20 protein-coding genes are annotated in these 22487 nt (G+C 50.3%); 13 read left to right on the top strand and 7 right to left on the bottom strand.

The features are described 5' to 3' along the window. Nucleotides 1-78: 78 nt before the first annotated feature. From HF324_RS30000 to HF324_RS29970, 7 genes are all read left to right on the top strand, one after another. Entirely contained in the window at nucleotides 79-2796 is a 2718-nt protein-coding gene (locus HF324_RS30000; RefSeq protein WP_168861516.1) for a COG1470 family protein, read from the top strand. A gap of 285 nt (nucleotides 2797-3081) precedes the next feature. After that, nucleotides 3082-3759, top strand: coding sequence for a Crp/Fnr family transcriptional regulator (locus tag HF324_RS29995; RefSeq protein WP_168807108.1), 678 nt, complete (start codon nucleotides 3082-3084; stop codon nucleotides 3757-3759). 27 nt (nucleotides 3760-3786) lie between these two features. Beyond that, nucleotides 3787-4701 carry a hypothetical protein gene (locus tag HF324_RS29990; RefSeq protein WP_168861515.1) on the top strand — a complete coding sequence of 305 codons (915 nt, stop codon included), beginning with the start codon at nucleotides 3787-3789 and terminating at the stop codon, nucleotides 4699-4701. Nucleotides 4702-4981: 280 nt separating this feature from the next. Next, the gene (locus HF324_RS29985) at nucleotides 4982-5716 is read left to right on the top strand and encodes a hypothetical protein (protein WP_168861514.1); all 735 of its coding nucleotides are present in this window, start codon (nucleotides 4982-4984) and stop codon (nucleotides 5714-5716) included. Next, on the top strand, nucleotides 5713-6552 hold the full coding sequence (locus HF324_RS29980; RefSeq protein WP_168861513.1) for an SUMF1/EgtB/PvdO family nonheme iron enzyme: 840 nt from the start codon (nucleotides 5713-5715) through the stop codon (nucleotides 6550-6552). The genes HF324_RS29985 and HF324_RS29980 overlap by 4 nt, the downstream gene beginning before the upstream one ends. Before the next feature lie 50 nt (nucleotides 6553-6602). Continuing rightward, nucleotides 6603-7076, top strand: coding sequence for an N-acetyltransferase (locus HF324_RS29975; protein WP_168861512.1), 474 nt, complete (start codon nucleotides 6603-6605; stop codon nucleotides 7074-7076). Then, nucleotides 7067-7591, top strand: coding sequence for a helix-turn-helix domain-containing protein (locus tag HF324_RS29970; RefSeq protein ID WP_168861511.1), 525 nt, complete (start codon nucleotides 7067-7069; stop codon nucleotides 7589-7591). The genes HF324_RS29975 and HF324_RS29970 overlap by 10 nt, the downstream gene beginning before the upstream one ends. Nucleotides 7592-7734: 143 nt before the next feature. Here the strand turns inward: HF324_RS29970 and HF324_RS29965 are convergent, their stop codons facing one another. Beyond that, nucleotides 7735-8106: a winged helix-turn-helix transcriptional regulator gene (locus HF324_RS29965; protein WP_168807100.1), complete on the bottom strand. Its 372-nt coding sequence runs from the start codon at nucleotides 8104-8106 to the stop codon at nucleotides 7735-7737. A 204-nt stretch (nucleotides 8107-8310) separates the two neighbouring features. Between HF324_RS29965 and HF324_RS29960 the strand changes: the two genes are divergently transcribed. Further along, a complete protein-coding gene (locus tag HF324_RS29960; RefSeq protein WP_168859586.1) occupies nucleotides 8311-9606 on the top strand; it encodes a hypothetical protein in 1296 nt (431 codons plus the stop codon). Between the two features lie 55 nt (nucleotides 9607-9661). Here HF324_RS29960 and HF324_RS29955 read toward each other — a convergent pair whose 3' ends face one another. Genes HF324_RS29955 through HF324_RS29945 form a run of 3 tightly spaced genes read right to left on the bottom strand, consistent with a single transcriptional unit; the run spans nucleotide 9662 to nucleotide 13644 of the window. Beyond that, entirely contained in the window at nucleotides 9662-10699 is a 1038-nt protein-coding gene (locus HF324_RS29955) for an HlyD family secretion protein (RefSeq protein ID WP_168861510.1), read from the bottom strand. 12 nt (nucleotides 10700-10711) lie between these two features. Beyond that, nucleotides 10712-12040, bottom strand: coding sequence for a TolC family protein (locus HF324_RS29950; RefSeq protein ID WP_168861509.1), 1329 nt, complete (start codon nucleotides 12038-12040; stop codon nucleotides 10712-10714). A 32-nt stretch (nucleotides 12041-12072) separates the two neighbouring features. Then, the gene (locus HF324_RS29945) at nucleotides 12073-13644 is read right to left on the bottom strand and encodes a DHA2 family efflux MFS transporter permease subunit (protein WP_168861508.1); all 1572 of its coding nucleotides are present in this window, start codon (nucleotides 13642-13644) and stop codon (nucleotides 12073-12075) included. Nucleotides 13645-13740: 96 nt separating this feature from the next. Between HF324_RS29945 and HF324_RS29940 the strand changes: the two genes are divergently transcribed. The 4 genes from HF324_RS29940 to HF324_RS29925 all read left to right on the top strand — a co-directional run bounded on the left by HF324_RS29940 (nucleotide 13741) and on the right by HF324_RS29925 (nucleotide 16400). Then, a complete protein-coding gene (locus tag HF324_RS29940) occupies nucleotides 13741-14715 on the top strand; it encodes a helix-turn-helix transcriptional regulator (RefSeq protein WP_168807093.1) in 975 nt (324 codons plus the stop codon). Nucleotides 14716-14776: 61 nt separating this feature from the next. Beyond that, nucleotides 14777-14974, top strand: a complete 198-nt coding sequence (locus tag HF324_RS29935; RefSeq protein WP_168807091.1) for a chryseobasin-related MNIO class RiPP peptide — start codon at nucleotides 14777-14779, stop codon at nucleotides 14972-14974. 107 nt (nucleotides 14975-15081) lie between these two features. Then, nucleotides 15082-15252, top strand: coding sequence for a chryseobasin-related MNIO class RiPP peptide (locus tag HF324_RS29930; RefSeq protein WP_168807089.1), 171 nt, complete (start codon nucleotides 15082-15084; stop codon nucleotides 15250-15252). Between the two features lie 14 nt (nucleotides 15253-15266). Continuing rightward, nucleotides 15267-16400, top strand: a complete 1134-nt coding sequence (locus HF324_RS29925; RefSeq protein WP_258539328.1) for a multinuclear nonheme iron-dependent oxidase — start codon at nucleotides 15267-15269, stop codon at nucleotides 16398-16400. A 12-nt stretch (nucleotides 16401-16412) separates the two neighbouring features. Here the strand turns inward: HF324_RS29925 and HF324_RS29920 are convergent, their stop codons facing one another. Continuing rightward, nucleotides 16413-16739, bottom strand: a complete 327-nt coding sequence (locus HF324_RS29920) for a hypothetical protein (protein ID WP_168861507.1) — start codon at nucleotides 16737-16739, stop codon at nucleotides 16413-16415. Between the two features lie 77 nt (nucleotides 16740-16816). Here HF324_RS29920 and HF324_RS29915 point away from each other — a divergent pair, with 77 nt between their 5' ends. Further along, nucleotides 16817-17458 carry an HAD family hydrolase gene (locus HF324_RS29915; RefSeq protein ID WP_168861506.1) on the top strand — a complete coding sequence of 214 codons (642 nt, stop codon included), beginning with the start codon at nucleotides 16817-16819 and terminating at the stop codon, nucleotides 17456-17458. Between the two features lie 71 nt (nucleotides 17459-17529). On the opposite strand, the gene HF324_RS29910 is transcribed toward HF324_RS29915, so the two are convergent. Both HF324_RS29910 and HF324_RS29905 read right to left on the bottom strand, forming a co-directional pair. Continuing rightward, nucleotides 17530-18975: a RagB/SusD family nutrient uptake outer membrane protein gene (locus HF324_RS29910; protein WP_168861505.1), complete on the bottom strand. Its 1446-nt coding sequence runs from the start codon at nucleotides 18973-18975 to the stop codon at nucleotides 17530-17532. A gap of 10 nt (nucleotides 18976-18985) precedes the next feature. Continuing rightward, nucleotides 18986-22066, bottom strand: a complete 3081-nt coding sequence (locus tag HF324_RS29905; RefSeq protein ID WP_168861504.1) for a SusC/RagA family TonB-linked outer membrane protein — start codon at nucleotides 22064-22066, stop codon at nucleotides 18986-18988. Between the last annotated feature and the right edge of the window lie 421 nt (nucleotides 22067-22487).

The raw sequence follows: 22487 nt of genomic DNA, 5'->3' as shown, positions 1-22487 counted from the left end.
TCGGATGTTACCTCAGTAAGTTGGATGTGCCCCGAAAGATATTATGTTGGATGTACCCCTTTTTACCCTGTCAGTCAGATGAAAACCATGTTGTGCATTTTATGGCATCTCTGTTGTAATGCTTACAGCCCGTTTGTTTTCGGGCAGGGAACTGCCGGTTTTGTTGTAACGCTGAAGGATTCGTTGGCTGCCGGTAAAGATAGCCGCTTCCTGTATAATCATATCCGGATTACCAATAAGTACCATCAGGCACAGTCCTTTCAGTTGTCGGTGACGGTCCCGGAAGGCTGGCGGTTGATGTCTCCTGCAAAATCGTTATCCAAAGTGCTGGAGCCGGATCAATCGGAGGTAGTGCCTGTAGTGCTGATGCGACAGCAGAATGCGCCGGCGTCCTGGAGGCCGGTACAGCTGCAGATAGACGCAAAGGCTTACCGTTTTTTCGTGAAAGCGGAACCCATCTGTGAATTTTCTGTTACCCCTATCACCAGTGTTATCCAGTTGAGAGGCCAGGAGAAAGACTTTAAGGTCACGCTCCGGGTGAGGAACACCGGTACCGTTCCCGGAGCTTACCTGGCCAATATAAGGAACCGAAATCTTGATATCAACAGTACCGAAAAATTTTGGTTAAAGCCCGGTAAAGACACCGTATACTCTTTTTCCTGCCGTTTGAAGGACAAGGCGCTGAGCATGCTGAAAACGGAGAAGTTGCAGATCAATGTAGAAGATACGGCCGGCGTGGGATATATGCACTACGCTACCCTGGAGAGAGTGCAGCATGAAAGAAGGGAAAAAGAGTCCCCCTATATTACCTTTCCGCTCTGGCTTGAGACAGGCGTCATGATATGGGGAAAGCAGGTTAGTTACTATGGTGGTATGCACGGTGAGATCCCCATTGGTGACAACAGGCTTTCCTTCTTTTATCGCACCAAACAATATGGTCTCGGTAACAATCTCGAACAAAACGTGCTCGGGTTCAATTACCGGACAAAAAAATGGGACCTCTGTATCGGACACATGAGCGATATCAAATATTTCTTTTCCTACGGCAACGGCGGCAAATTTACCTATCGGCCCAAGGCCAATATGGAATTCTCCATCAGCGCCACCAAACACAGTAATGTACTGACATCATTTACCAACGACAATATTATGATGACAGCCAGGTACCCGGTCGGAAAGATGGTCATGCTGCAAGGGATTGCCGGGGATGTGGACCGCCTGCAGCGGCGGCAGTCTTATCTCTTCAATAACGAATTACAGTTGTTCAACACCCCCAGGCTGCTGCTGTCTGTCAGTGCCGGCGCCGGTATGGATTTTTTCGCGGCGAAGGTGCCGGGCTTTCCCGACAAACCGGGGGCGGCGCTGGGCTACAACTTTGCGTGGCACGCCAAAAGAATCGATTTCTCCAGCCTGGCACAGTATTACAGTGACTACTTCCCCGGTCTGAACAAAGGACTGATGTATCACTTTCACGATTTCAGCTGGAAATTCGGCAACAACGCACTGGGTGCTTTTTACCAGTACAACCGTTCCGGTGTTAACACCCTCCGGGATACGGTCTACAGCTCTGATGCGTTTAAGTTCAATATCGATAAGTATGGCCTGAAGTACAGCCATGGTTTCAGAAATGGCTCCTTCTCCCTCAGCGGCGGCCTGTTGCGGCAAAGTATAGCGCTGGGCAGCACGATGCCTGACTATATTTTCGGCGAGATGTATGTGAGACAACAAGCAGGCAAAAAATTCAGTTTCTACCTGAATTCCATTAGCGGATATAACGGATCATACGGAACAGACAAAAAAGCGGTTTTCCTGACCAATACAAACATGTCGCTTGCTTACCGTTTCATTGGCCTGAAAGGTAATTACATGCAACAACCCGTGTTTGACCAGACCTCCGGGAAGAATTTTCTGCGGTATATACAAACGATGCTGGCAGGCCCGTATATGGCATTTACATTGTGGAAAAAGGTAAGAACAAATGTCTATTATAATTTCTCCAGGTCGTTGTATGATGGCAGGGTATATCACCAGGTGGGCGGCAATGTGATGTACAATAATTCCCGGAATGGCCTGGACTTCAGCGCATCTGCGATGGTCCCCCTGGAGAGCGGCAGCCTTACGCCCAATGGGCTGAGCGAAAAGTACGTAAGCATATCAATGACTAAAAAGTTTAATGTGCCTTTATTTTTCAGAAAAAAATATTTCACCCTGAACCTTTTACCATTTTTCGATGTTAATGCTAACGGAACCAAGGAAGCCGGAGAACAGCTTATCCCTGATCTGCAGATCAATATCAACAGTATTCCCTTTATCTCAGATGAAAGAGGCGCTATCTCCTATCGCAATGTCACCCCAGGCAATTACAAACTGGATTTCGGTAGCGCTAATAACGTACGAGGCGTAGTACCCGCTTCCGGCTTGTCCCAGACCGTTCCAGTGAACAAAGACCGGACTGTTTTCATCCCTTTTAAGCGAAGCCGGGTGATAACAGGGAGAATCGTGATCAGCTCTGATTCTCTGGCCAGGAGTAATTTCCCTCGCAGCAATATAAAAGTAATCGCAACAGACAGTACAGGCATGCTGTATAGCACCCTGACGGACGATATGGGCAGTTATTTTCTGAACGTGCCCGCCGGTAAGTATGCAGTATCGCTGAACCCGGAGGCGTTCAATGACAAGATAAAACCCAGGGTGATGTCCTGTTCGGTGGACGTAGGGCTTCGCCTGGAAGGCACGGCGGATTTTGAGATTGTTGACAGGAGCAGGGTTGTGAGGATGTTTAAAACACGTAAATAAAGTTAAACCCCAAATACCATGATTATGAAAAAGCTGAGATTAATTTGTTTAAGTATACACCCTATTTAGGTATACCCCCAGGTCTTGATAGCTCTATCCTGATGATAACCCCGAAAGAAAACACCATCTCTTTCAAGAAAATTTAGCCATATCCTTTTACCTGACCGTTTCCCCAAAACGAGTTAGTATGTATGTCATTGTCATGTCCTAATTAATTGCAGAAAGATGAAAAAGGTAATGTTCATTGAAGAGGAAGCTGATTGTAAACATTCATTAACCCCGGTTATGCATGCTTTTAACCCTGTTACTACTGTGGACGAGCTGCTGAAAGCGCAGATCGACGACGGCAACGTAATCAGCATTAAAAAGAAACGTATCATTTATGCAGAAGGGAAAACCGCAGCCTCCATTTTTTATATCCTTAAAGGCAAAGTGAAAACCAGTAAATGGAATGAAGAGGGAAAAGAACTCATCACCGGCCTGTATCACGAAGGCGATTTTATCGGGTTCAACGCCCTGCTGGATGGCGGCAGGTACCGTGAAACAGCCGAGGTGATTGAAGATGCTGAACTCGTTATTATTTCCCGCACCGACCTGGAGCTCCATTTCGAATACAACAGCGGCTTTCTGCGCAAATTCCTGGACATTCTCGCCGGCAACATCGCCGAAAAACAGGAACAGATGCTCCGGATGGCCTATAGCCCTCTCCGCAAGAAGGTAGCAGAAGCGCTGCTGATCACCTGCAAAAAATACAATCCGTCCAACCAGGGTGAGTTCAGTATGAACATCAGCCGCTGTAATCTGGCCGCACTGGCCGGCGTGGCCAAAGAATCCCTGATCAGGACACTCAGCGACCTGCGTGATGAAAATATCATCAGTATCAGGGATGGGAAAATTATTATCACCGATATCAGAAAACTGGAACACCTGATTTATTGCTCAGACGGAAAACCAGGTATCTAACCTGACATCATCAAATACTACCGTGCTATGAAACATTTGATGCTATTATTATTCCTGCTATTCAGCGTATTATTATTAAAGGCCCAGGATACTACCGGTAAAAAAAACAGGTTCGCGCCGCCGGCTGTTGACACCGGTAAAATACGAATGCCCGCCGGGATGCCCTCCGCGCTGGGAGGCGCCAGGGCCACCGCCGATACGGTTAAAAGAGGGCTGTCGATAAAACCGTCTACGATTGACTTTAAACTGAACAGCGGACAAACGGGCACCGCCCACGTGTATATCGTCAACCGGCTGAACAAGAAAAAACAGTTTACGCTGTACCTCTCCGACTGGGTGAGGGATTCGCTGGGCGCCCATGTTTACACCGCGCCGGGATCTATAGATCGATCCTGCGCCCGGTGGGTGAAGCTGGACAGAACATTTGTGGAGATAGACACCGGGCAGACCGTGGATATCCCGATCAAAATGCAGGTACCCGATTCAGCCGGCGCCACCGGTGAAATGAAGTGGACCATGCTCTTCCTCGAAACCACGGAAGAACAGGTGGTGGAATCTGCCAGCGGGCTGAAGACCAATGTGAATAATAAAGTCAGGGTAGGGGTACATCTCTACCAGACGCCCCCGTCCCTGACTTATAAAGACGTTAAGATACTCTCCTTCGACCGCGCCGATACCAGCGCCCGGGTATGCCACATCGTGTGTCAGAATACCGGGACGGTGCAACTGGAATGCACCAGCTACCTGGAGCTGTCCAACATCGTCACGGGCGATAAAACAAAGATCGATGCACCAATATTCCCCCTGTTTCCCGAACAGCGACGCGTGGTGGAATTTGTAATACCCGACAATGTACCCAAAGGAAAATACTCACTCATAGGAGTGATCGACGCAGGAACAGACGTACCTATGGAAGCTGCACAGGAAATGATAGATATCTGAACTGTATCCACTTAGAATCTGATCCGGCACTATTCTTAGTGCCGGAAAATTTTTTTTTGAGAAAACTGTAATGAAAGTTTATCTGCAGCAACTAATACGGTCATTAAACCTTTTTAACGATGAAACAGTTGCGCTACTTCGCCATTATTTTGATATGTTCCTTTACGGCCGCCAAAGCAGCCACGCAGCGGTTCGGGAACGCACCTCCGGACCGGAAAGTGCATCGCGAAGGTTTAAATAATACGGAGATGTATTATTTTAGCAGTCTAAACACGAATACATGAAATATCTGATGTTTGTAACCGCCATTTTAGGATGTTTACACCTGTCCGCCCAGGAACAAGGGCCGGAATGGAGAGAGCCCAGTAACACCAGCAAGGCCTATGGAGCTTACAGAAACAAGTTAACGGTACCGCCCTATGGTCTGGCCAGGGTAAAAGCGCTGATCGAGAAGATCCCTTATAAAGAGGACGACAGCTCCCCTATGGGTAACAAGGATTATATGTCCCTGTCTTTCCGGGAGAAGTTTACCTACCATATGATCCACCTGGAAATCAACGCCCAGAACTGTGATATACGCCCACCTATTCAGGACGAAGACAAAAAAATATTCGGCATGATGGCGGATGGTTTCAGTGAAAGCGTGTGGAGCGACCGGCAGGTCAAGTTTTTGATCAGCAACCGCGACTCCGTGATGGCGCTGATCAAAGAGTCCAGCGGCCGTAGCAAGAGAATGGGCGCCAACTATAAAATGGCCATCGTGGAAATCAATGGAAGAGAGATGATTCCCTATATCATTGAACTGTATAACAGGGACCAGAAAGACCGTGATCTGCTGACGCTGCTGATGTTACTAATGAAGAACAATGAATATAAGCCGTTTATGGAGTCGCAATCCTTCCGTAAGTTATATGGACCGGATGCCAGCTACCAGTCTTACATCGACTACAACAAGGCCAATGAAGACCTGATCATCAAAAGAGCCACTGATTATTATAATACCATCCGTAAATGAGCGGCTTTTTAACATATTGCCTGCAACGATTTACCCCGGTCCTGCTGCTGCTGGCCGGGGTAAATGCTGTTAATGCCCAGTCGAAACGTTTTGTGCATGTGGCGGCCGGCGACTATTCACTCGGCAGGGAGGGGTATATCAACAATCCGCAACGGACCGTGCATACCAACGGTTTTGACATCGCCGCCACCGAACTGACCAACGCCGAATTCGAAAAATTTGTACAGGCCACCGGCTATGTGACAGATGCAGAGCGAAGGAAAAATGCACTGGTATTCACTCCCGGTCTGCGCGAGTTCCGCTGGCTGGAAGACAGCACCGCCTGCTGGCGTTATCCCAATGGTATTACCCGGGGCGGCATAGAAGATAAAATGGACCATCCGGTAACGGCCATTAGTTACCGCGACGCCGTTGCTTACTGCGACTGGGCGGGGGTAAGACTGCCTACCCTCGACGAATGGGAAATAGCCTCCCGTGCCGGTGCGGCCACCACCTATTTCTGGGGAAATGAAATGACGCCGCTTTCTGCCTATGCCAATATATGGAAAGGGCGCGACCACCTTCAGGCCGATAGCACCGACGGATATATGTATACTTCTCCCGTAGCCAGCTTTAAACCCAATCCATGGGGATTGTATGACGTATATGGGAACGTCTTTGAATACTGCGAAGGCCGCCTGCCAACGGACAAGGCCGGCAGCAGGGCAGTGCACGCCCGCGGCGGTTCCTGGTGGTGCAGCAAAAACTCCTGCAGCTTTTTTAACTCTGTGGATATCGGCAGCGTGAAACGCGGGGCATCGTTTAGTAACCTGGGTTTTAGGGTGGTGAAGCGGTAAAAAGCAAAGAAAAGTTTACGTTTTTTGTAAAGTTTTTTGTACCTTCAGCAATGGAAATTATCGAACTTGCTTCAGGCGAAAGAAAAAGTGTCATAATAGCCAGAACGCTAAAAAAGGACCTTAAAAACCTGACAGAAGACAGATTCTTTTTTAATTGGCAAACACTGGAGGGGAATCCGGTGGTATATCAATTACAATTGAAGGAAAAAGGTGGCATTTTGGGAGTAATGGGACTTGTTCATTTTCCGGATGAAGCCAGGATAGAGATAAAGCTGATTACTTCATCGAAAGAAAATATCGGAAAAGGAAAAAAATATGAAGGAATAGTGGGATGTTTGATAGGATATGCTTGTCAATTGAGTTTAACTAAATACGGAGATATGGCCTGTGTTTCCCTGGTACCTAAAACAGAGATCAGACATCACTATATCGAAAAATATGGAATGCTGGACGCGGGTTGGCAGTTGTTTCTTGACGGATGGAGATTATTGAATATTGTAAAAAAATATGTTTTATGTATGTGAAGAAAGGGTTTTCAAAGAGAAAAGTGAAAGAGCTTGCGAATGATATATTAATGACTGAAAAACTTTCGCCGCAACAGGAGGTAGAAGCGAGAAGGCAGCTCGCCGCAGCCCGGAAAAAGACACAGTCAGCGATGACAGAGCGGGAACGATTGATTGCTAATTTGTTACAATTGAAATTTCGTCTGGAAGAATACATCAATAAAAAGGAATACGATGAGCAGCTGACGTTCGGATATTTTCTGAAAGAATACCTCCAGCTGATTCATAAGAAAAGAAATGAATTTGCAGCCGAGATAGATATTCACGAAACTATGCTCAGCCAATTGATTAATAATCATAGAACACCTAATGAAAGTATCGTCATTCGCCTGGAACTCCATTCGAATAATACGATTCCTGCTACCTATTGGTACCGGCTCGTTGAAAAACAAAAAGAGCATATTATCGGTACCAGTAAGGAATTGAGAAAAGCGGAAAAAAAATTTGTTAGAAATCGCCTCAGCGTCTCTATTTGACCTTCTCCTTCCGCAAACGGTAACCCTATTCCCTTTTTCGTTGATACCGATGAGTGGATCGATTTTATGCACCTGGTAAAGCTCAACGGACGATTGTCAATGTATTGTGGCTGTTCAATAACCCGGAAAAGCACGGCTGACACTCACGATTCTTCACAGCGCGCAGCGCCTGGTTGCGGCAGGCTGTCGCAGTAATGGTGCAGGTAGGCGTTGCCCCATTCGTTCATAGCTACGATAACAGGCCACAGGGACTCACCCCAGCTGGTAAGATAATATTCCACCCGCAGCGGCACTTCCGCATATACCTTTTTGTAAACGATATGACAGGCTTCCAGCTCTTTTAACTGCTGGCTCAGCACCCGGAGGGAGGCGCCGGGGATATTACGGCAAAGCTCACTGGGACGGCGTATGCCCAGATGGATACAGTCCAGTATGCACGCTTTCCACTTGCCGCCGAGGGCTTTGATGGTGGTGGCTACGCCATAGTCCAGTTCGGGTAACTTTTTGACATACATAAGGCACGGTTACATTTGGTGTTTCAAATATATCCATTTCAGCCGGGGCGGCCTATAATGATAAATTTATCACTATGGACGCGAGAGGGGCAACCTGTTACTGCAAAACGCCATTAAATAGTACACGATAATTTGGAGATTTGTTAATTTATATATCCTTCCTTTATCTTTACGGGCAAATTATAACCCATACCTGTCATACCTATGAAGAAACTATTCCTGGCTGTCCTTGCCTTGTTGGCAACAGCATTTGTCTACGCCCAGAAAGTCGTTCTCCTTACCACTGGCTCGCGTGTCCCTGAGGGAAAGAAGTGGGTTGTTCCGCTAAAACGAAGTATCCTGGTAAAGATGATACCAGAGGCTTTCCAAAAAGGTAATATGTGCAGTTCGGGACTGCTTAAAGATGTTCCGATGATTGCCGGGCTTTCTGTCGGTCCTACGCCTTATGCGCCGACTGATGTCTACAGCATTCATTGTACCGGGGTGAAAACCGCCGCAGCGACCACGCCTGCCACGTTGTCCGTTGTTCCGGTTTACTTTTTGTGCAACCGGATTGGACATGGTATTATCAGGATCGATGAAAATGTGGTGATTAAAGAAGGCATGTACGTAATGCCTACGGTCTGTATGGCGAGCATACAGGTACTGGAATACGACATCGCGCCTGCGGAAATGGCTGCCAGAAATGCCGCTGCTGTAGCGGCTGCAAAAGCCGAAGCAGCCGCAGAGAAAGCCGAAGCCGCTGCAAAGAAAGCAGAAGAAAAAAAGCAGGAGGAAGCGGAAGCGCAACGGAAGCAGCAGGAGGAGGACTACTTCAGAGAAAGGCTCGATAAAGGAAAACCTTTCGGGATGGACGAACTGGATAGGCCGGTGCGCATAGTCCTCAAAGAGGATGTTGATACGGTTATGGCAGGCAGGGAGCTCGCCCGGTTGCTGCCCTCCGGAAAACGTGAATTTTATTCCTGTCGTGTCGAGGTGGACGCTACCGGTAATATTATCGATGTAGAAAGCGAAGACCTGAATGCTGAGGCGCTCCGTCCTCTGGTGACAAAGTATTTAAAACCAGCCAGGCGCGGTATGGTAACGCATCAGCATAAACAATATGATGTTCCCTTTTACCAATACCTTACGCTGCAGATAATTACCGAGAAAAAAGAAGTGAGCAGCTACGTACTGGCCGGAAAAAAAGGCATCGTTTTTATCTCACCTAAAACCGAGCAAAAGGATACAACGTCACCCTATGTTCCATTTTTGAGATATTATGTGAATAACCTGCCGGAGAAGGAACAGAAGTCGTTGCACAGGCGCTTGCTTCATACGGTTTATGTAAGGCAATACATCTCCATCAGCAATGGTAAACCAAGCCAGCTCTCGGGAAAATTCTTCGAGCAGGTGGTGCCGGGCATTGGTGCTGTTGAAGTAGATCCTAATGCCAGGCTGAAGAACGAAGTGGCTAATAAAATAGTGTCCGGAGCGCTGATACTGGGTTCTTTCCTGTAAGAAATTTTTCAGCAACCGCCGGGCTGTCTCATGTTACTGAGGCAGCCCGTTTTTTTTAACGCGTAGTTACGGTTACTTCTACGTTCATGCCTGGCCGTAATAAACGCAGTGTGGTATCGACGGCGTTTATTTTTATTTTCACCGGAATACGCTGCACTACTTTTACGAAATTGCCGGTGGCGTTGTCCGGCGGCAGCAGTGCAACTTTCGCGCCGGTGGTGGCCGCGAAATTATGTACGGTACCATTGAGTTCCAGGTCGGGGTAGGCATCTACCCGGATTTTTACCGGTTGTCCCGGGCGTATATGGGTCAGCTGTGTTTCCTTAAAATTTGCCGTTACATAGAGGCTCTTTTCATCAACGACAGAAAAAAGTGTTTGCCCCGGTTGTATCAGTTGCCCTGGCTGCGCTTTCCGCTTGGTGACAGGGCCGGTCACCGGTGCGGTGATGTGCGTATATGACAGCATCAGCTGTGCATAGTCCACGTCTACTGCTTCGCGGTGGACGGCGGTATGGGTGACCTGCAGCTGTGAGCGGTGGTTACCGATCTGCTGAAGGGCGGTATGGTATTGGCCATTGGCGGCGGCATAAGCAGCGGCTGCCGCATCTCTGTTGGTTTTGGCCTGATCGTATTGCTGCCGCGGAACGGCGCCTTTGGCGACCAGTGCGGAATAGCGGGCAAAGTCCTGTTCTGCCTGCCACAGCTTCGCTTTGGCGGCTTCTGTTTCCGCTTTATAACCGGAGGACGCAGCTTCTGATGTGGCCACCTGGGTGGCGGCGACATCGATGCGGGAACTGGCGAGCTTATGCGCGGCCAGCGCCTGCTCCAGTTTCAGGTGGTATTCCCTGTCTTCCAGTTTAATGAGCAACTGATCTTTTATCACCCGCTGGTTGTCTTCAAAATAAATAGAATCGATGTAACCGCCGGCACGGGATACCACCACACTCAGGTCTCCGTCAATCTGTGCGTCATCTGTTTCTTCGTGTGTGCTGTAATACTGGTACCTGTTTATCCCGATAATGACACCGGCGATAACTGCTACCAGTAAGATAACTGGCAGTAGCATTTTTTTCTTTTTCCTGTTTTCTTCCATGTGATATATTATTTAGTAGGATGTTGTAATACTACCGGTGGCTTTTAATAACCGGAACCATGCGAGGCTGGCGTCAGAACGTGCTATTTCTATGTTGGCCATCGCCTGATACAAGCGGCTGTTGGCATCGATCAGATCGGTGACAGAAGTGGTGTTGTACTGATAGCGGTCCGATTGTATACGGTTGTTTTCTGCGGCCTGCTCAATTGCCGATTGCAGCAGGAGTATCGTCTGAACGGCTTGTTCGTAGCGCTGGTAGCAGGCATTTACTTCCTGGCGTATGTGCTCTTTCAGCTGGTCGCGCAGGATCAGCGTCTGGTCCTGCCGGACCTTCGCCTGAGAAATCTGATGCCGCGCAGACCATAGCGAAGAGAAGTTCCAGGCTACCGTGACGCCTGCCGAGATAGGTGTCAGATAGGAGCCTGCCGGCGGGATAAAAGCAGCGCCTGCATGAATATAGTCAGCGGTGATACTGCCGGAAAGAGTGGGCAGTTGTTCTGCTTTGAGGCTGCGCAGATGGTACTGGTCCAGTGAGTACTGTACGGTTGACTGTTTCAGTTCCTGCCGCTGCCGGAAGGCCTGGGCCAGAAAGGTGTCCAGTGTATTGCCGGCCTGGAACGGCGGTTGTACCGGTGCAGGTGTTACTACCGTGTCTTCCGGGAAACCCAGCAATACATTGAGGCTGTATTGTATGGTACGGCGTTCTGCTTCCAGTTGTGTACGGGCTATTTGTATTTCCGAGCGTTGCAGCCTGAAACGCAAAACATCATTTTGGGTGACAATACCCTGTTCGTACAGATCAGTGGCTTGCCGCACCAGGCTGTCGACAGCCTGCGCCTGTTGTTGTGATACCTGCAGGTGACGATGGATTCTATACAGGTCGTGGTATAGCTCCGCGATAGCATAGGCTACTTCCGTGGTATGCTGTTCCAGGTCCAGGTTGGACAATTGCAGAAGCAGCAAAGCGGATTTCCGGGCATACCGGAGCTTGTTGCCTTCGTAGATAGTTTGTTTGATACCTGCATGGGCCATGTAGGTTTCGCCGCGTTTGCCCAGCGTCCAGTCGAGGCTGCCCAGCTCAATATGGTCTGCCGGCACTTCCATATGACTGAAAGTAGCGCTGATGCTGCCGGTGGGGAGACTGGCATCTTTTGCCTGCTGGTACCGCTGTATGGAAGCGGTGATAGCGGCCTTGTCCAGCCGTAGCGTATGGCTGTGGGCCAGTCCCCTGTTAATGGCGCTGTCGAGAAGGAGCACTGGTGTTTGCCCGTTGTGCCGAAGAGGCCACCAGAGGACAAGCGACAGGTATAAGAGCACCCGTCCTGTTTTAATTGCATTCATGATAGGATGATAATGTTGGCTTAATGAAATGATCAGTGAGCATCCGCAACGGCGGCTGCTTTTCCGTTTTTCAGTAACAGGATAAAAGGCACACAGCTGAGAAAGAGAAAACCGATAACGATGTAGACATCCATGTAAGACAATAAAGTAGATTGTTTGAGGACGACCATATCCAGCAGTTTATGTGCATGACCGGTGGCAACATCTTCCTGGAAGCCCTGGGCTTTAAAGGCCTGCGTAGTCTGATGCAGCCGTGCCAGCATGCCCGGCTCGTCTGCGCTCAGGTGCGAGAGCAATTGCCCGCGATGCAGCATGTTTCTCCGGACAATAAAAGTGGTGATGATGGCGATGCCGAAGGACCCGCCCAGTTGCCGCGTCATGCCGGTAAAGGCGGCGCCTTCTGCTATCTCCCGTGTCTGTAAGGTGGAAAAGGCGATGGCGCTGATGGACAACAGGATCATGTTAAGTCCGAAATACCGGAATATCAGCACCCAGAAGAATGTCTGAAAGCCGGTTTCCGGCGTGAGGATGTGGGCGCTCATATAGCAGTTCGCAAAGAAGATGATCATGCCGCAGCTCATCATGTATTGTGGTTTGACGCCGGACTTTAACAGCTTGTTGGTCAGCGGAAAGATCAGCAGGCTGGTAAGGGAGGTAAGGCATACCAGCAGCCCTGCGTCGGTGGCGGGCCAGTTGAGCTGCGACTGCGTAAATAGCGGCACGATAAACGTTGACCCGTACGACCCGAAGCCATAGATGAACGAGAAAGCGGTGCCGGCTGCCAGGTTCCTGTTGCGAAGCACCCTGAGGGAAACGATGGGATGGGAGCAGGACAGCTCTCGCCAGATGAACAATATGGCGCCGATGCCGGCGGTGACAGACAGGGTGATGATGGTACGGTTGCTGAACCAGTCTTCCTCCTGTCCCTTTTCCAGCACATACTGCAGGGAGCCTACCATAACGGTCAGCAATACAATGCCCGGCCAGTCCACATCGGCGGCCGGCAGCTTATTGTCATAGCTGGGTGACCGCACATATTGTAATGTCAGCAGGATGGCGAGGATGCCCAGCGGGACATTGATGTAGAAAATCAGCGGCCAGCTGTAGTGGTCGATGATGTATCCGCCGATGAGCGGCCCCATAGCCGGACCCACAATGACGCTCATCATAAAGATGAGGTTGGCCGTTCCTCTTTTTTCAACGGGATAGGACTCTGTGATGATTGTCTGCGAAGTAGCCAGCAGGGCGCCGCCGCCGATGCCCTGCAGAAAGCGGAACAACGCCAGCTCAGGGATGCTGCCGGCCATGCCGCACAGCAGTGAACAGAGCGTAAACAGGAAGATGGAAGCCGCAAAATAGTTGCGGCGGCCAAATTGCCGGGACAGCCAGCTGGTCATCGGGATCAGGATCACATTGCCGATACCGTAGGCTGTCACTACCCAGCTGACTTCAGAGAGGGTGGCGCCCAGATTTCCCTGCAGGTCGTTCAGGGCCACATTGACAATTGTGGTGTCCAGCAGTTCCAGAATGGCGCACAGCATAGCGGTGAGCGTGATAATGACCCGCCGCATCCCGTATTCTGTCATGGTATCTGACTGTGTCATCTTTTTTTAAGGGCAAATCTCGGCAGGCAGCCGCCGGGAAGCGTTTGATAAAAGGATAAAAAAGTATGCTAAAGGGATAATGTTTAATTTTACCGTATGTACCTCGAAGCTTTATTACCACATGCTACTTTAGTCAGGGAAGACAAAGCAAAGAATTACCGGCAGGCAGCTTATATGCTGTCGCCGGAATCCGGGCTGCAGGGCACCTTTGAACATACCGTTCTGGATGGATTTGAGATCAATTACAGCCATCTGTCGGTTTCGAGGCGTACTGCCGTGGAGCTGCGCGCCGGCAGGTCCTGCGTGGAGATGCATTTTTCCATGAGTGGCCGGTTTGTGGCCCGTAATGATGAACTCCGGAAACCGGTACAGGTAGCGGCGCTGCAACACAGCCTTTTCCCTGTGCCCGAAAAACTGTCTACCCACTTCGAATACCAAACCGGCGAACACCCGTTGGTGAAGGTGGATATTCTGTTTGACCGGCATTATTTTGAGTCGATCTCCCACGAGGAATGTACGGTACATACCGCGCTGCTCAAACAGCTGGCCCGCAATGAGATGAAGCTGGAAGACACCGGGATGCTGCATGTAACGCCGCAAATGCTCTCTGTGCTGACCGATATGATCACTTCCAGGCGTACCGGCTATTTCGGTAAAATGCTGATGGAAGCCAGGGTGCTGGAGCTGTTTATGTTACAAACGGAAGCGTTCCGGGATAAGTTCCCCGGCAAAGGCTGCGGTTACCTGTTGCAAAGTTCCCAGGATATAGAGAAGCTCTATTTCATTAAAGAGCTCATAGATAAAGAGCCGGAAACGGACCATTCTCTCCGGAAACTGAGCCGTCAGGCCGGGTTAAACATCTTCAAACTGAAAAATGGTTTTAAAAGTGAGTTTGGGGATACCGTATTCGGTTACATCCACCACCTCCGGATGGAGAAAGCACGGAAAATGTTGCAGGAAGGGGAGCAGGTCAGCACGGTGGCCTACCTGCTGGGATATACCAGCCCCAATAATTTCAGTACAGCTTTCCGCAAAAGATTCGGGGTGTCTCCGGGTAAATTCAAAGGGTAACATTTTGCCCCGTTATTTCGTTTAACGGTTAAATATTTTCATTCATTTAAAAACCCAAATTATGCATCTGTCGAAATCGTTGTTAGGAGCTATTCTGGCGGGTATTACCCTCCAAGCTGCCCCTTCCTGTAATGCACCCAAAGCTCCTGCCACCAAAGAGGAGAAAAAAGAAGTAAAAAGCGATTCGGTTCCTGCAAAACAAGATACATCGAAGCCGCAGCTGGCAGGTGACGGCTGCCCCGCGTGCGGTATGGGCTGAGGCCTGGCAGGTTATCTAGCAGAAGATCACTGTAACTTTTACCGCATGGCTTCGTTTCATACATATACAGCGCTGTAGTATTATTCATTATTACAAACCTTTAATTTATGAAATTGCCAAAATCATTACTGGGAGCTATCCTGGTGGGACTCACCCTGCAAACTGCCACATCGTGTAAAAAAGAAAAGCTTCCTACAGCGCAGGAAGAAAAGAAAAAACAGGAAGAAGAATTTAAGAAAAGATTCCCCGACGGCTGCCCCGCGTGCGGTATGGGTTGATTAAAACGTGCATTGTGTCGAAATTAGTTTCAACAGTCGCCTGTAATCTAGACAACAACATCCTGGCCGCCTGCCTTCCTTTGATGGAGGCGGCCAAGGTTGAAGCCATCGAATGGTCTTTCGATGCGCTGTATGCCGTAGAGAACGTGCCTGCCTGGTTTGAAGAGCTGCTGAACGTCTTCAGCGAAGAAAACAGATTGATCGGTCATGGTGTCTTTTTCTCTCTTTTTTCCGGGAGATGGTTACCGGAACAACAACAGTGGCTGGACCATCTGAAGACCGTCAGCCGTCATTACCGCTTCGATCATGTGACCGAGCACTTTGGCTTTATGACAGGTAAGGACTTTCACCACGGCGCACCATTAAATATTCCCTATACGCCGGTAACCCTCGGTATCGGGCGCGATCGGCTGAAACGTATGCAGGATGCCTGCGGATGCCCGGTAGGACTGGAGAACCTGGCTTTCTCCTATTCGCTGGAAGAAGTGAAAAGACACGGTGATTTCCTCAACGAGCTACTGGAACCGGTCAACGGCTTTGTCATCCTCGACCTGCATAACCTCTACTGTCAGGCCCATAACTTCGATCTTTCTTTTGAAGCGCTGAAAGACCTGTATCCGCTGCACCGCGTCCGGGAAATACATATCTCCGGCGGCAGCTGGGACGAGTCGGAAGCCACGCCGGGCAAGACCATCCGCCGCGATACCCACGATGATGCCGTACCCGCAACGGTCTTTAACTATCTCGATAAAGCGATAGACCTGTGTCCCTCTCTCAAATACGTGGTATTGGAGCAGCTGGGCTCCGGGCTGGCCAGCGAGGAAAGCCGGTCAGCCTTTCGCAACGATTTCCTCCGGATGGACCAGCTCCTCAATAACAAAAACAAGAGCACTGTTCCGCTGAATAGTTTCCTGCCGGAAGCCCTGCAGATACCGGCACAAGCGCAGGAAGACGAAACGTTGTACCGGCAGCAGCTGGAGCTGTCGCAGATCCTGGAAACGGCGGCTTCTTTCGGCGCAACCATGAAGGCGCTGCAAGCGTCTTCCCTGGCGCATTCCGACTGGCAGATAGAAAGCTGGGACCCGGCTATGATTGAGACGGCGGCGAAGATTGCACAGAAATGGAAGCGGAAAACAACAAACCCCTGAATTGGCTGAAGACTACTTTTGCGCCCTGACTACCGGGGCCGGTTGATACAACTTTCTCTCTTCGCCCTGCTCGAGGGAAACGAGCTTCCCATCCTGGAAATGCAGGATGTTGTTGATCTCAAACCAGTGGTCCTTATAAATGGTTTCCTTGTAGTAAAAATCTTCGTACAGTACATCCCCGATTTGCTCGAAGCTTTTTTTAAAAGGCTTTCCAAAGCGGGCAATGACGGTTTGTGTACTTATTCCCGGTTTTACCTCAGCGGAAGTGAAACGGCTATTGTAGGTGGTGGCACAGCTGCTTATCAGGATGGCTGCCATTAGCATAAGCATGATTTTCATAACACTGGTATTGGGTGATGGATGAATGCAAGAAATAACCGTACCACAATTATCTTTATGGTCCGAACGACAGTTGTATGAAGACTAACAAGATAAGATGCGTCATATTTGATTGCGATGGTGTACTGGTAGACAGTGAAATTATTGGTATCCGCGTGTTACTGGGGCTGGCAGCGGAATACGGCGTCACTATGGATGAAGGGGAGGCTGTCCGTTTTATGAGCGGCCGAAACCTGGCGGAGTCTGTAGCTGCGCTGCAGGCGCTGACTGACCGCCCCTTCGCGGATGATTTTATTGAGCAGTACCGTACCCGTTCTTACGCGCTGTTTGAAAAAGAAGTAAAGCCGGTAGAAGGTATCCGGGAAGTACTGGAGCAGCTCACGCTGCCTTTCTGTGTGGCGTCCAGCGGCCCGGTGAAGAAGATAGAGCTGAACCTGCGGTTGACGGGACTGCTGCCTTTTTTTGAAGGGAAAATATTCAGCGCCTATACGATCAACAGCTGGAAGCCGGACCCTGGTATTTTCCTGCACGCTGCTGCTACCATGGGTTATCCGCCTGCCGACTGCGTTGTGGTGGAAGATAGCCTTGCCGGCATACAAGCCGCTAAAGCAGGCGGGTTCCGTGCATTGGGATATGCCAGTGAACACAGTGCGGGTTATCTGGAAGCGGCGGGTGCGGAGGTGTTTTATTCGATGAAGGAATTACCCCGTTTGCTGTAAAAGCTTTTTTATTAATAGCAAAGGCCTGCTGCTTTTTCAGGAAAGCAGCAGGCCTCTATTGTTCACAGTGCTTAGTAGCCCGGATTCTGGGCGATATTTGGGTTAGCCCCTGTTTCCACTTCAGGGATGGGCTGCAGCCTTCTGAAGTCGGTGGTTTTTACGGTAGGATAACTGGTATAGCCTTTTACGCCCATGTTCTGACGGTGTATTTCTGCGTTGGTACGGGTAAGGTCAAAAAAACGAAGTCCTTCAAAGGCCAGCTCTTTGCGTCTTTCCAGCAGGATGGCATCGGTCAGTGCAGGGCCGCTATAGGTGTAGGGCGCCAGTGCGGCATCGCGGTTTTGTGCCACTTTATTCAGATAAAGCAGGGCGTTAGCTTCGTCGCCCAGCCTGGCGTAGGATTCAGCCAGTGTTAGCAGTACTTCTGCATAGCGTAGCAGCTTAACTTCGTCCTTGTCTGTTTTACCGGCATTCTGGTATTTGTTGACAATATACGCCTGATAGCCGCCACGGAGGCTGTCGATGATCAGTGAACGGCGTTTGTCCGTGGCCGTATAAAGGGCATAGGTGTCATCGGTGACGAGCAGGTCGCCCAGGCCGTTGCGGGAGTACATGTAATCCATTCCTTCCGGACCGTTGTTGGCGGCGGCGGAGTTGTTCAGTTCAAAAATGGTCTCCAGCTTGTCGGTGCGTGCGGCGGAGGATGACCAGTAGGCGTTAAAGCTGCCGGCGTCGGCCGCCAGCGTATAGCCGCCGTTCTTCACCACCAGCAGGGCGGCGTCGCGGGCTTTGGCATAATCGGCTTTGTACAGGTAGGCACGCGCCTGTAAGGCTTTTACGGCCTGTTTGGTGATGAAGTTGGAGCTGGCGGTATGGATGGATGGAGTGGCGTCGGGCATGATCTGATAGGCGCTGTCCAGATCGCTGATGATCTGATCATACACCTGGGCAACCGTGTTGCGTGCCGGTTTGATAAAGGCGCCGCCTACATCGGTGGAGAGAGTGACCAGCGGCACCCCGTCGGCGGAAGGCCTCACGGTGTATGGCGTAGCGAACCAGTTGACAAGGTTCAGGTAGCACAACGCCCGGAGGGTATAAGCCTCGCCTCTTAACTGGTTGACGTTATTGTTGATATTGATACGGGCGCCAATGATCCTGTTGGCCTGCAGGATGCTGTAATAGCTCTGCGCCCACAGCAACCTGGTTTCCGGGCTGGATACGATAAATGTATAACTGTATTGCGTCAGGAGGCGGCTGGAATTGGTGCTGCTGAGGTATACGTTATCCGCCAGCAGGTCACCGAATACGACCGCATTGCGGCCGAAAAGGAAATAGTTGTCGAGGTTTCTGTACAGGCCGGCCAGCGCTTCCATCATATCTGTATCGGTGAGAATACCTTTCTCTATGGAAACGGAAGTAGGGGGCTGTTCATCGAGGAACTGTTTGCCGCAGGCGCTTATCAGGGTGGTGGCGGCCACCAGTAGCAGCAACCATTTATGTTTATGGTATTTCTTCATGGTCAGTGGTTTAAAATCCTACGTTAATCCCGAAAGTGAATGTTTTGTATTTCTGCATGTTCTGGTAATCGAAGCCGGAATAGCTGACTTCCGGATCAAAAGGCAGACGGTCGTCGAACGTTTTGGTCCACAGGTTAGTGCCCCTGCCATATACATACAGCTTGTTGACGCCTACACGTTTCGCCAGCGGCAGCTGGCTGAAATCATAACCGATGCTGATGTTTTGCAAACGGATATGATCACCGCGGTACAACCGGTACGTGCTTACGGAATTATCGGTGGTGGTACTGAATTTGGGCACATCGGTTTGCTGTCCGGGTGTTGTCCAGCGCCTGTCGTAGATAAACTGGTATTTGTTGTAAGTGTAGTAGGCGCCGGAGGTGAAATAGATGTCGGAAGCGCCGTATACCCAATAGCCGAGGTTGTAATTGAAATCTACACTAAGACTAATGCCTTTATAGGTAAAAGTGTTATTGAATCCGCCTGCATATTTGGGTACAGATTGTTTGTCCTGTATCACGTAGGAGGCTTTTGAGATATCGGTGGTGGTGGCTGAATGCCCGCCGTCTGTATAGTACATGGGACTGCCGGTTTGCGGGTCTACTCCTGCGAATTCTTTCAGGTAGTAGTTGTTGAAACTGTAGCCCTCTTTCAGGTAGAACATATCATTGCGTTCCAGTGTGCCTTTGGGTAAGCGGGTGATCTCGTTTTTATTCAGCGCGAGGTTGAAATTGGCGTACCAGTTGAAATGCTTGTATTTCAGCACATCGCCTTTGATGGTGAATTCCCATCCTTTGTTGACCATAGCGCCAACGTTCTGGCTGACAGCGCCGAAGCCGGTGGTAAGGGAGGTGTTCACCGCGCGGATAAGGCCATCGATGTTGTTGTAGTAGTAATCGATGGTCAGCATGAAACGATCGTTGTTAAAACCTATATCGGCGCCGGCATCGAATTTTTTGGACGTCTCCCAGCGCAGGTCGGTGTTGCCGACGATGGAATACTGGCTTCCGTTATAACCTGCATAGCTATACGAACTACTGTAGCTGGCCTGCGGCATCCAGTCATAGTTGCCGAGGTTGGCATTGCCGGTGGTGCCGTAGGAGGAACGGATTTTCAGGGATGACAGTATCTGTTGCTGCTGAAAGAAGTTTTCTTCATGCACGTTCCAGGTGCCACCGATGGAATAGAAGCCTGCGTTGCGGTTGTTGGACGGGAACCGGGAAGAGCCGTCTCTCCGGTAGGAGCCGTTGAGCGCGTATTTGTTGCGGTAGTTGATGCCCGCGCTGGAATACAGCGATGTAAAGGCGTAGTTGCTGAACTGGCCATAGGCGCCTGTTGGCGTGGCAGCGTTACTCAGTGCGGTGAGGTCTTCATGGGAGGAAGGGAATCCGCTGCCGACGGCTGCCAGCAGGTATTTTTTGGATTTCTGTGCCTCGTAACCGACGGAGGCGGTCACGTAAAAATTATCATAGCCCGGAATATCATAACGATAGTCCAGCTGGTTGCGGGTAAGCCAGTTGGTGTAGCGGGAATAGTAGTTTTTGCTGGTGCCGCCGGCGGAAACGCCGTCGCCCATGACCGGGTTAAGGAAGATGGTTTCCTCCATGGTGTTATAATCGATGCTGAAGTAGCTGGTGTATACAAGTTTGTCCCAGATGTTCCATTTGAGTTTGGCATTGCCGAGCATTCTCGTTTCGGACAGTCGTTTACTATCGTTTTCAGCGATCCACAAAGGATTGTAGATGCCCGGAAAATTAGTATTGCCGGCGGTGGCGGTGTTTACGGCGCCATTGTCGTTGTAGGCGAGCTGGAAAGGACGCAGTGCGCGTGCTGCCCAGGTGGGGTTGCCGGAGTACTGGGTGCTATAGGGGGTGTTCTGGTCTACATTGGATACGTTGACGCCGGCAGACAGCAGAAAACGTTTGTTGATCTGGTGATCGAAGTTAATGAGGCCGGAGATGCGTTTGAAGTCTGCGCCGATGGTGGTGGCCTGTTGATCGAAATAACCGGCGGAGGCGAACAGTTTTGTTTTTTCGGTGCCGCTGTTGAGGCTAACGTTGTACTGTTGCTGACGGCCGGTGCGGGTCACGAGGTCGTACCAGTCGTTGCTTTTTCCGCTGTTGAGCCCATATTTATCAGCGAGGTCGGTGATCTGCGCATCTGTATAACCGGAGTTGCGCAGGCCTTCGCGGAACAGTTCGGCGTATTGCGCAGCGTTGAGCGGACGGCCGGCATGCGGGAGTGGGAGCTGGCTGGCTACGCCGCCTTCGGCGTCGGCTCTGACCTGTGTTTTTCCCGTTTTACCTCTTTTGGTGGTGATGACGATCACGCCGGTGCTGCCGCGGGAGCCATACAGCGCGGTGGCGGCGGCATCTTTCAGTACGTCGATGCTTTCGATGTCGTTCTGGTTGATGCCGGCGAGGGCGTTGGAGGTGGTCACGGCGCCGGAGAGCTGGCCGGAATTGACAATCATGCCATCTACCACGATCAGCGGATCGGAGGAGAGGGAGAGCGACCCTACGCCCCTGATACGGATGCTGACATTGGCGCCGGGCTGGCCGCTGGTAAGTGGCGCTGATACGCCTGCTATTTTTCCCTGCATACTTTGCATGAAGGTGGAAAAAGGTTTGTTTTCCAGTGCCTGGCCGCTGATGGTGCCGATGGCGCTGGTGTTGGCGGCGCGGGTGGTGACGCGGTAGCCGTCGGTGACCACTACTTCGTCCAGCAGCCGGACGCCTGGCCGCAGGCGGATATACAGCGGGGTGCTGCCGGCTTTTACTTCCTGCGGCAGATAGCCCATCATGCTGAACAGGATGGTGGCGCCTGCCGGCACCTGTTTCAGCAGGAAGTGTCCGGAGGCGTCGGTGGTGGTAGCCTGTGAGGTGCCGTTTACTTTCACCAGCACCCCCGGCATAGGAGCGCCGGTACTGTCGGTAACGGTGCCGGTTACACGTAGCGTGTCGGCCGCTGCGAGCGTCCGGGAATGGCATAGGAGCAGCAGGAGCAAGGAGAGCGCTGCCGTGAGTGACAATCTCAGGATACCAGGTCTGAACTGGTCAGTATTACTCCTGGTACGGATGTTGAAAACCATATTTTTAAATTACAGGTTATAAAATCCCGCAGGCCGTGGTGGCTGGCGTTGATGTTGGTTGCTTAGGTCCTGGTTACCAGCATGCCGCTCGTTGTTCAGTTGCTCACATACAAATCCTGTATCAGCCTTCGGCTGATGATCCTGTAAAATGGTATTGCTGGTATGATACTGTAATTCAATCGGCAGCCGGGAGGATGCCGGTTTGATTGGTTGATGTTTGCTTTATGGTCCGGAAAACCAGTGGTCCGCCGGATGGATCTCTACTCTATTTGTATACGAATATACATTTATTTTGTAAACAAAAAATTATTTCCAAAAAAAATGACGTCACTATTTTTTGATAGGCAAGATTGTGAAATGATCTCTTTGTAAGGTACTTAATACGCTTATTGTCTTTGCCTGATAAGACAAATTTGTTTAC

It is taken from the genome of Chitinophaga oryzae (genome assembly GCF_012516375.2).
GTDB lineage: Bacteria > Bacteroidota > Bacteroidia > Chitinophagales > Chitinophagaceae > Chitinophaga > Chitinophaga oryzae.
Note: the sequence above shows the minus strand (reverse complement) of the source record. Positions and strands in the feature narration are given on the sequence as shown.

What these genes read in the sequence shown, in the direction of transcription:
- HF324_RS29950 (WP_168861509.1), bottom strand. Translation starts at nt 12,040, where the DNA reads ATGAATGCAATTAAAACAGGACGGGTGCTCTTATACCTGTCGCTTGTC.
- HF324_RS29990 (WP_168861515.1), top strand. Translation starts at nt 3,787, where the DNA reads ATGAAACATTTGATGCTATTATTATTCCTGCTATTCAGCGTATTATTA.
- HF324_RS29910 (WP_168861505.1), bottom strand. Translation starts at nt 18,975, where the DNA reads ATGAAGAAATACCATAAACATAAATGGTTGCTGCTACTGGTGGCCGCC.
- HF324_RS29985 (WP_168861514.1), top strand. Translation starts at nt 4,982, where the DNA reads ATGAAATATCTGATGTTTGTAACCGCCATTTTAGGATGTTTACACCTG.
- HF324_RS29935 (WP_168807091.1), top strand. Translation starts at nt 14,777, where the DNA reads ATGCATCTGTCGAAATCGTTGTTAGGAGCTATTCTGGCGGGTATTACC.
- HF324_RS29980 (WP_168861513.1), top strand. Translation starts at nt 5,713, where the DNA reads ATGAGCGGCTTTTTAACATATTGCCTGCAACGATTTACCCCGGTCCTG.
- HF324_RS29970 (WP_168861511.1), top strand. Translation starts at nt 7,067, where the DNA reads ATGTATGTGAAGAAAGGGTTTTCAAAGAGAAAAGTGAAAGAGCTTGCG.
- HF324_RS29945 (WP_168861508.1), bottom strand. Translation starts at nt 13,644, where the DNA reads ATGACACAGTCAGATACCATGACAGAATACGGGATGCGGCGGGTCATT.
- HF324_RS29905 (WP_168861504.1), bottom strand. Translation starts at nt 22,066, where the DNA reads ATGGTTTTCAACATCCGTACCAGGAGTAATACTGACCAGTTCAGACCT.
- HF324_RS29930 (WP_168807089.1), top strand. Translation starts at nt 15,082, where the DNA reads ATGAAATTGCCAAAATCATTACTGGGAGCTATCCTGGTGGGACTCACC.
- HF324_RS29940 (WP_168807093.1), top strand. Translation starts at nt 13,741, where the DNA reads ATGTACCTCGAAGCTTTATTACCACATGCTACTTTAGTCAGGGAAGAC.
- HF324_RS29960 (WP_168859586.1), top strand. Translation starts at nt 8,311, where the DNA reads ATGAAGAAACTATTCCTGGCTGTCCTTGCCTTGTTGGCAACAGCATTT.
- HF324_RS29955 (WP_168861510.1), bottom strand. Translation starts at nt 10,699, where the DNA reads ATGGAAGAAAACAGGAAAAAGAAAAAAATGCTACTGCCAGTTATCTTA.
- HF324_RS29975 (WP_168861512.1), top strand. Translation starts at nt 6,603, where the DNA reads ATGGAAATTATCGAACTTGCTTCAGGCGAAAGAAAAAGTGTCATAATA.
- HF324_RS29920 (WP_168861507.1), bottom strand. Translation starts at nt 16,739, where the DNA reads ATGAAAATCATGCTTATGCTAATGGCAGCCATCCTGATAAGCAGCTGT.
- HF324_RS29995 (WP_168807108.1), top strand. Translation starts at nt 3,082, where the DNA reads ATGCATGCTTTTAACCCTGTTACTACTGTGGACGAGCTGCTGAAAGCG.
- HF324_RS30000 (WP_168861516.1), top strand. Translation starts at nt 79, where the DNA reads ATGAAAACCATGTTGTGCATTTTATGGCATCTCTGTTGTAATGCTTAC.
- HF324_RS29965 (WP_168807100.1), bottom strand. Translation starts at nt 8,106, where the DNA reads ATGTATGTCAAAAAGTTACCCGAACTGGACTATGGCGTAGCCACCACC.
- HF324_RS29915 (WP_168861506.1), top strand. Translation starts at nt 16,817, where the DNA reads ATGAAGACTAACAAGATAAGATGCGTCATATTTGATTGCGATGGTGTA.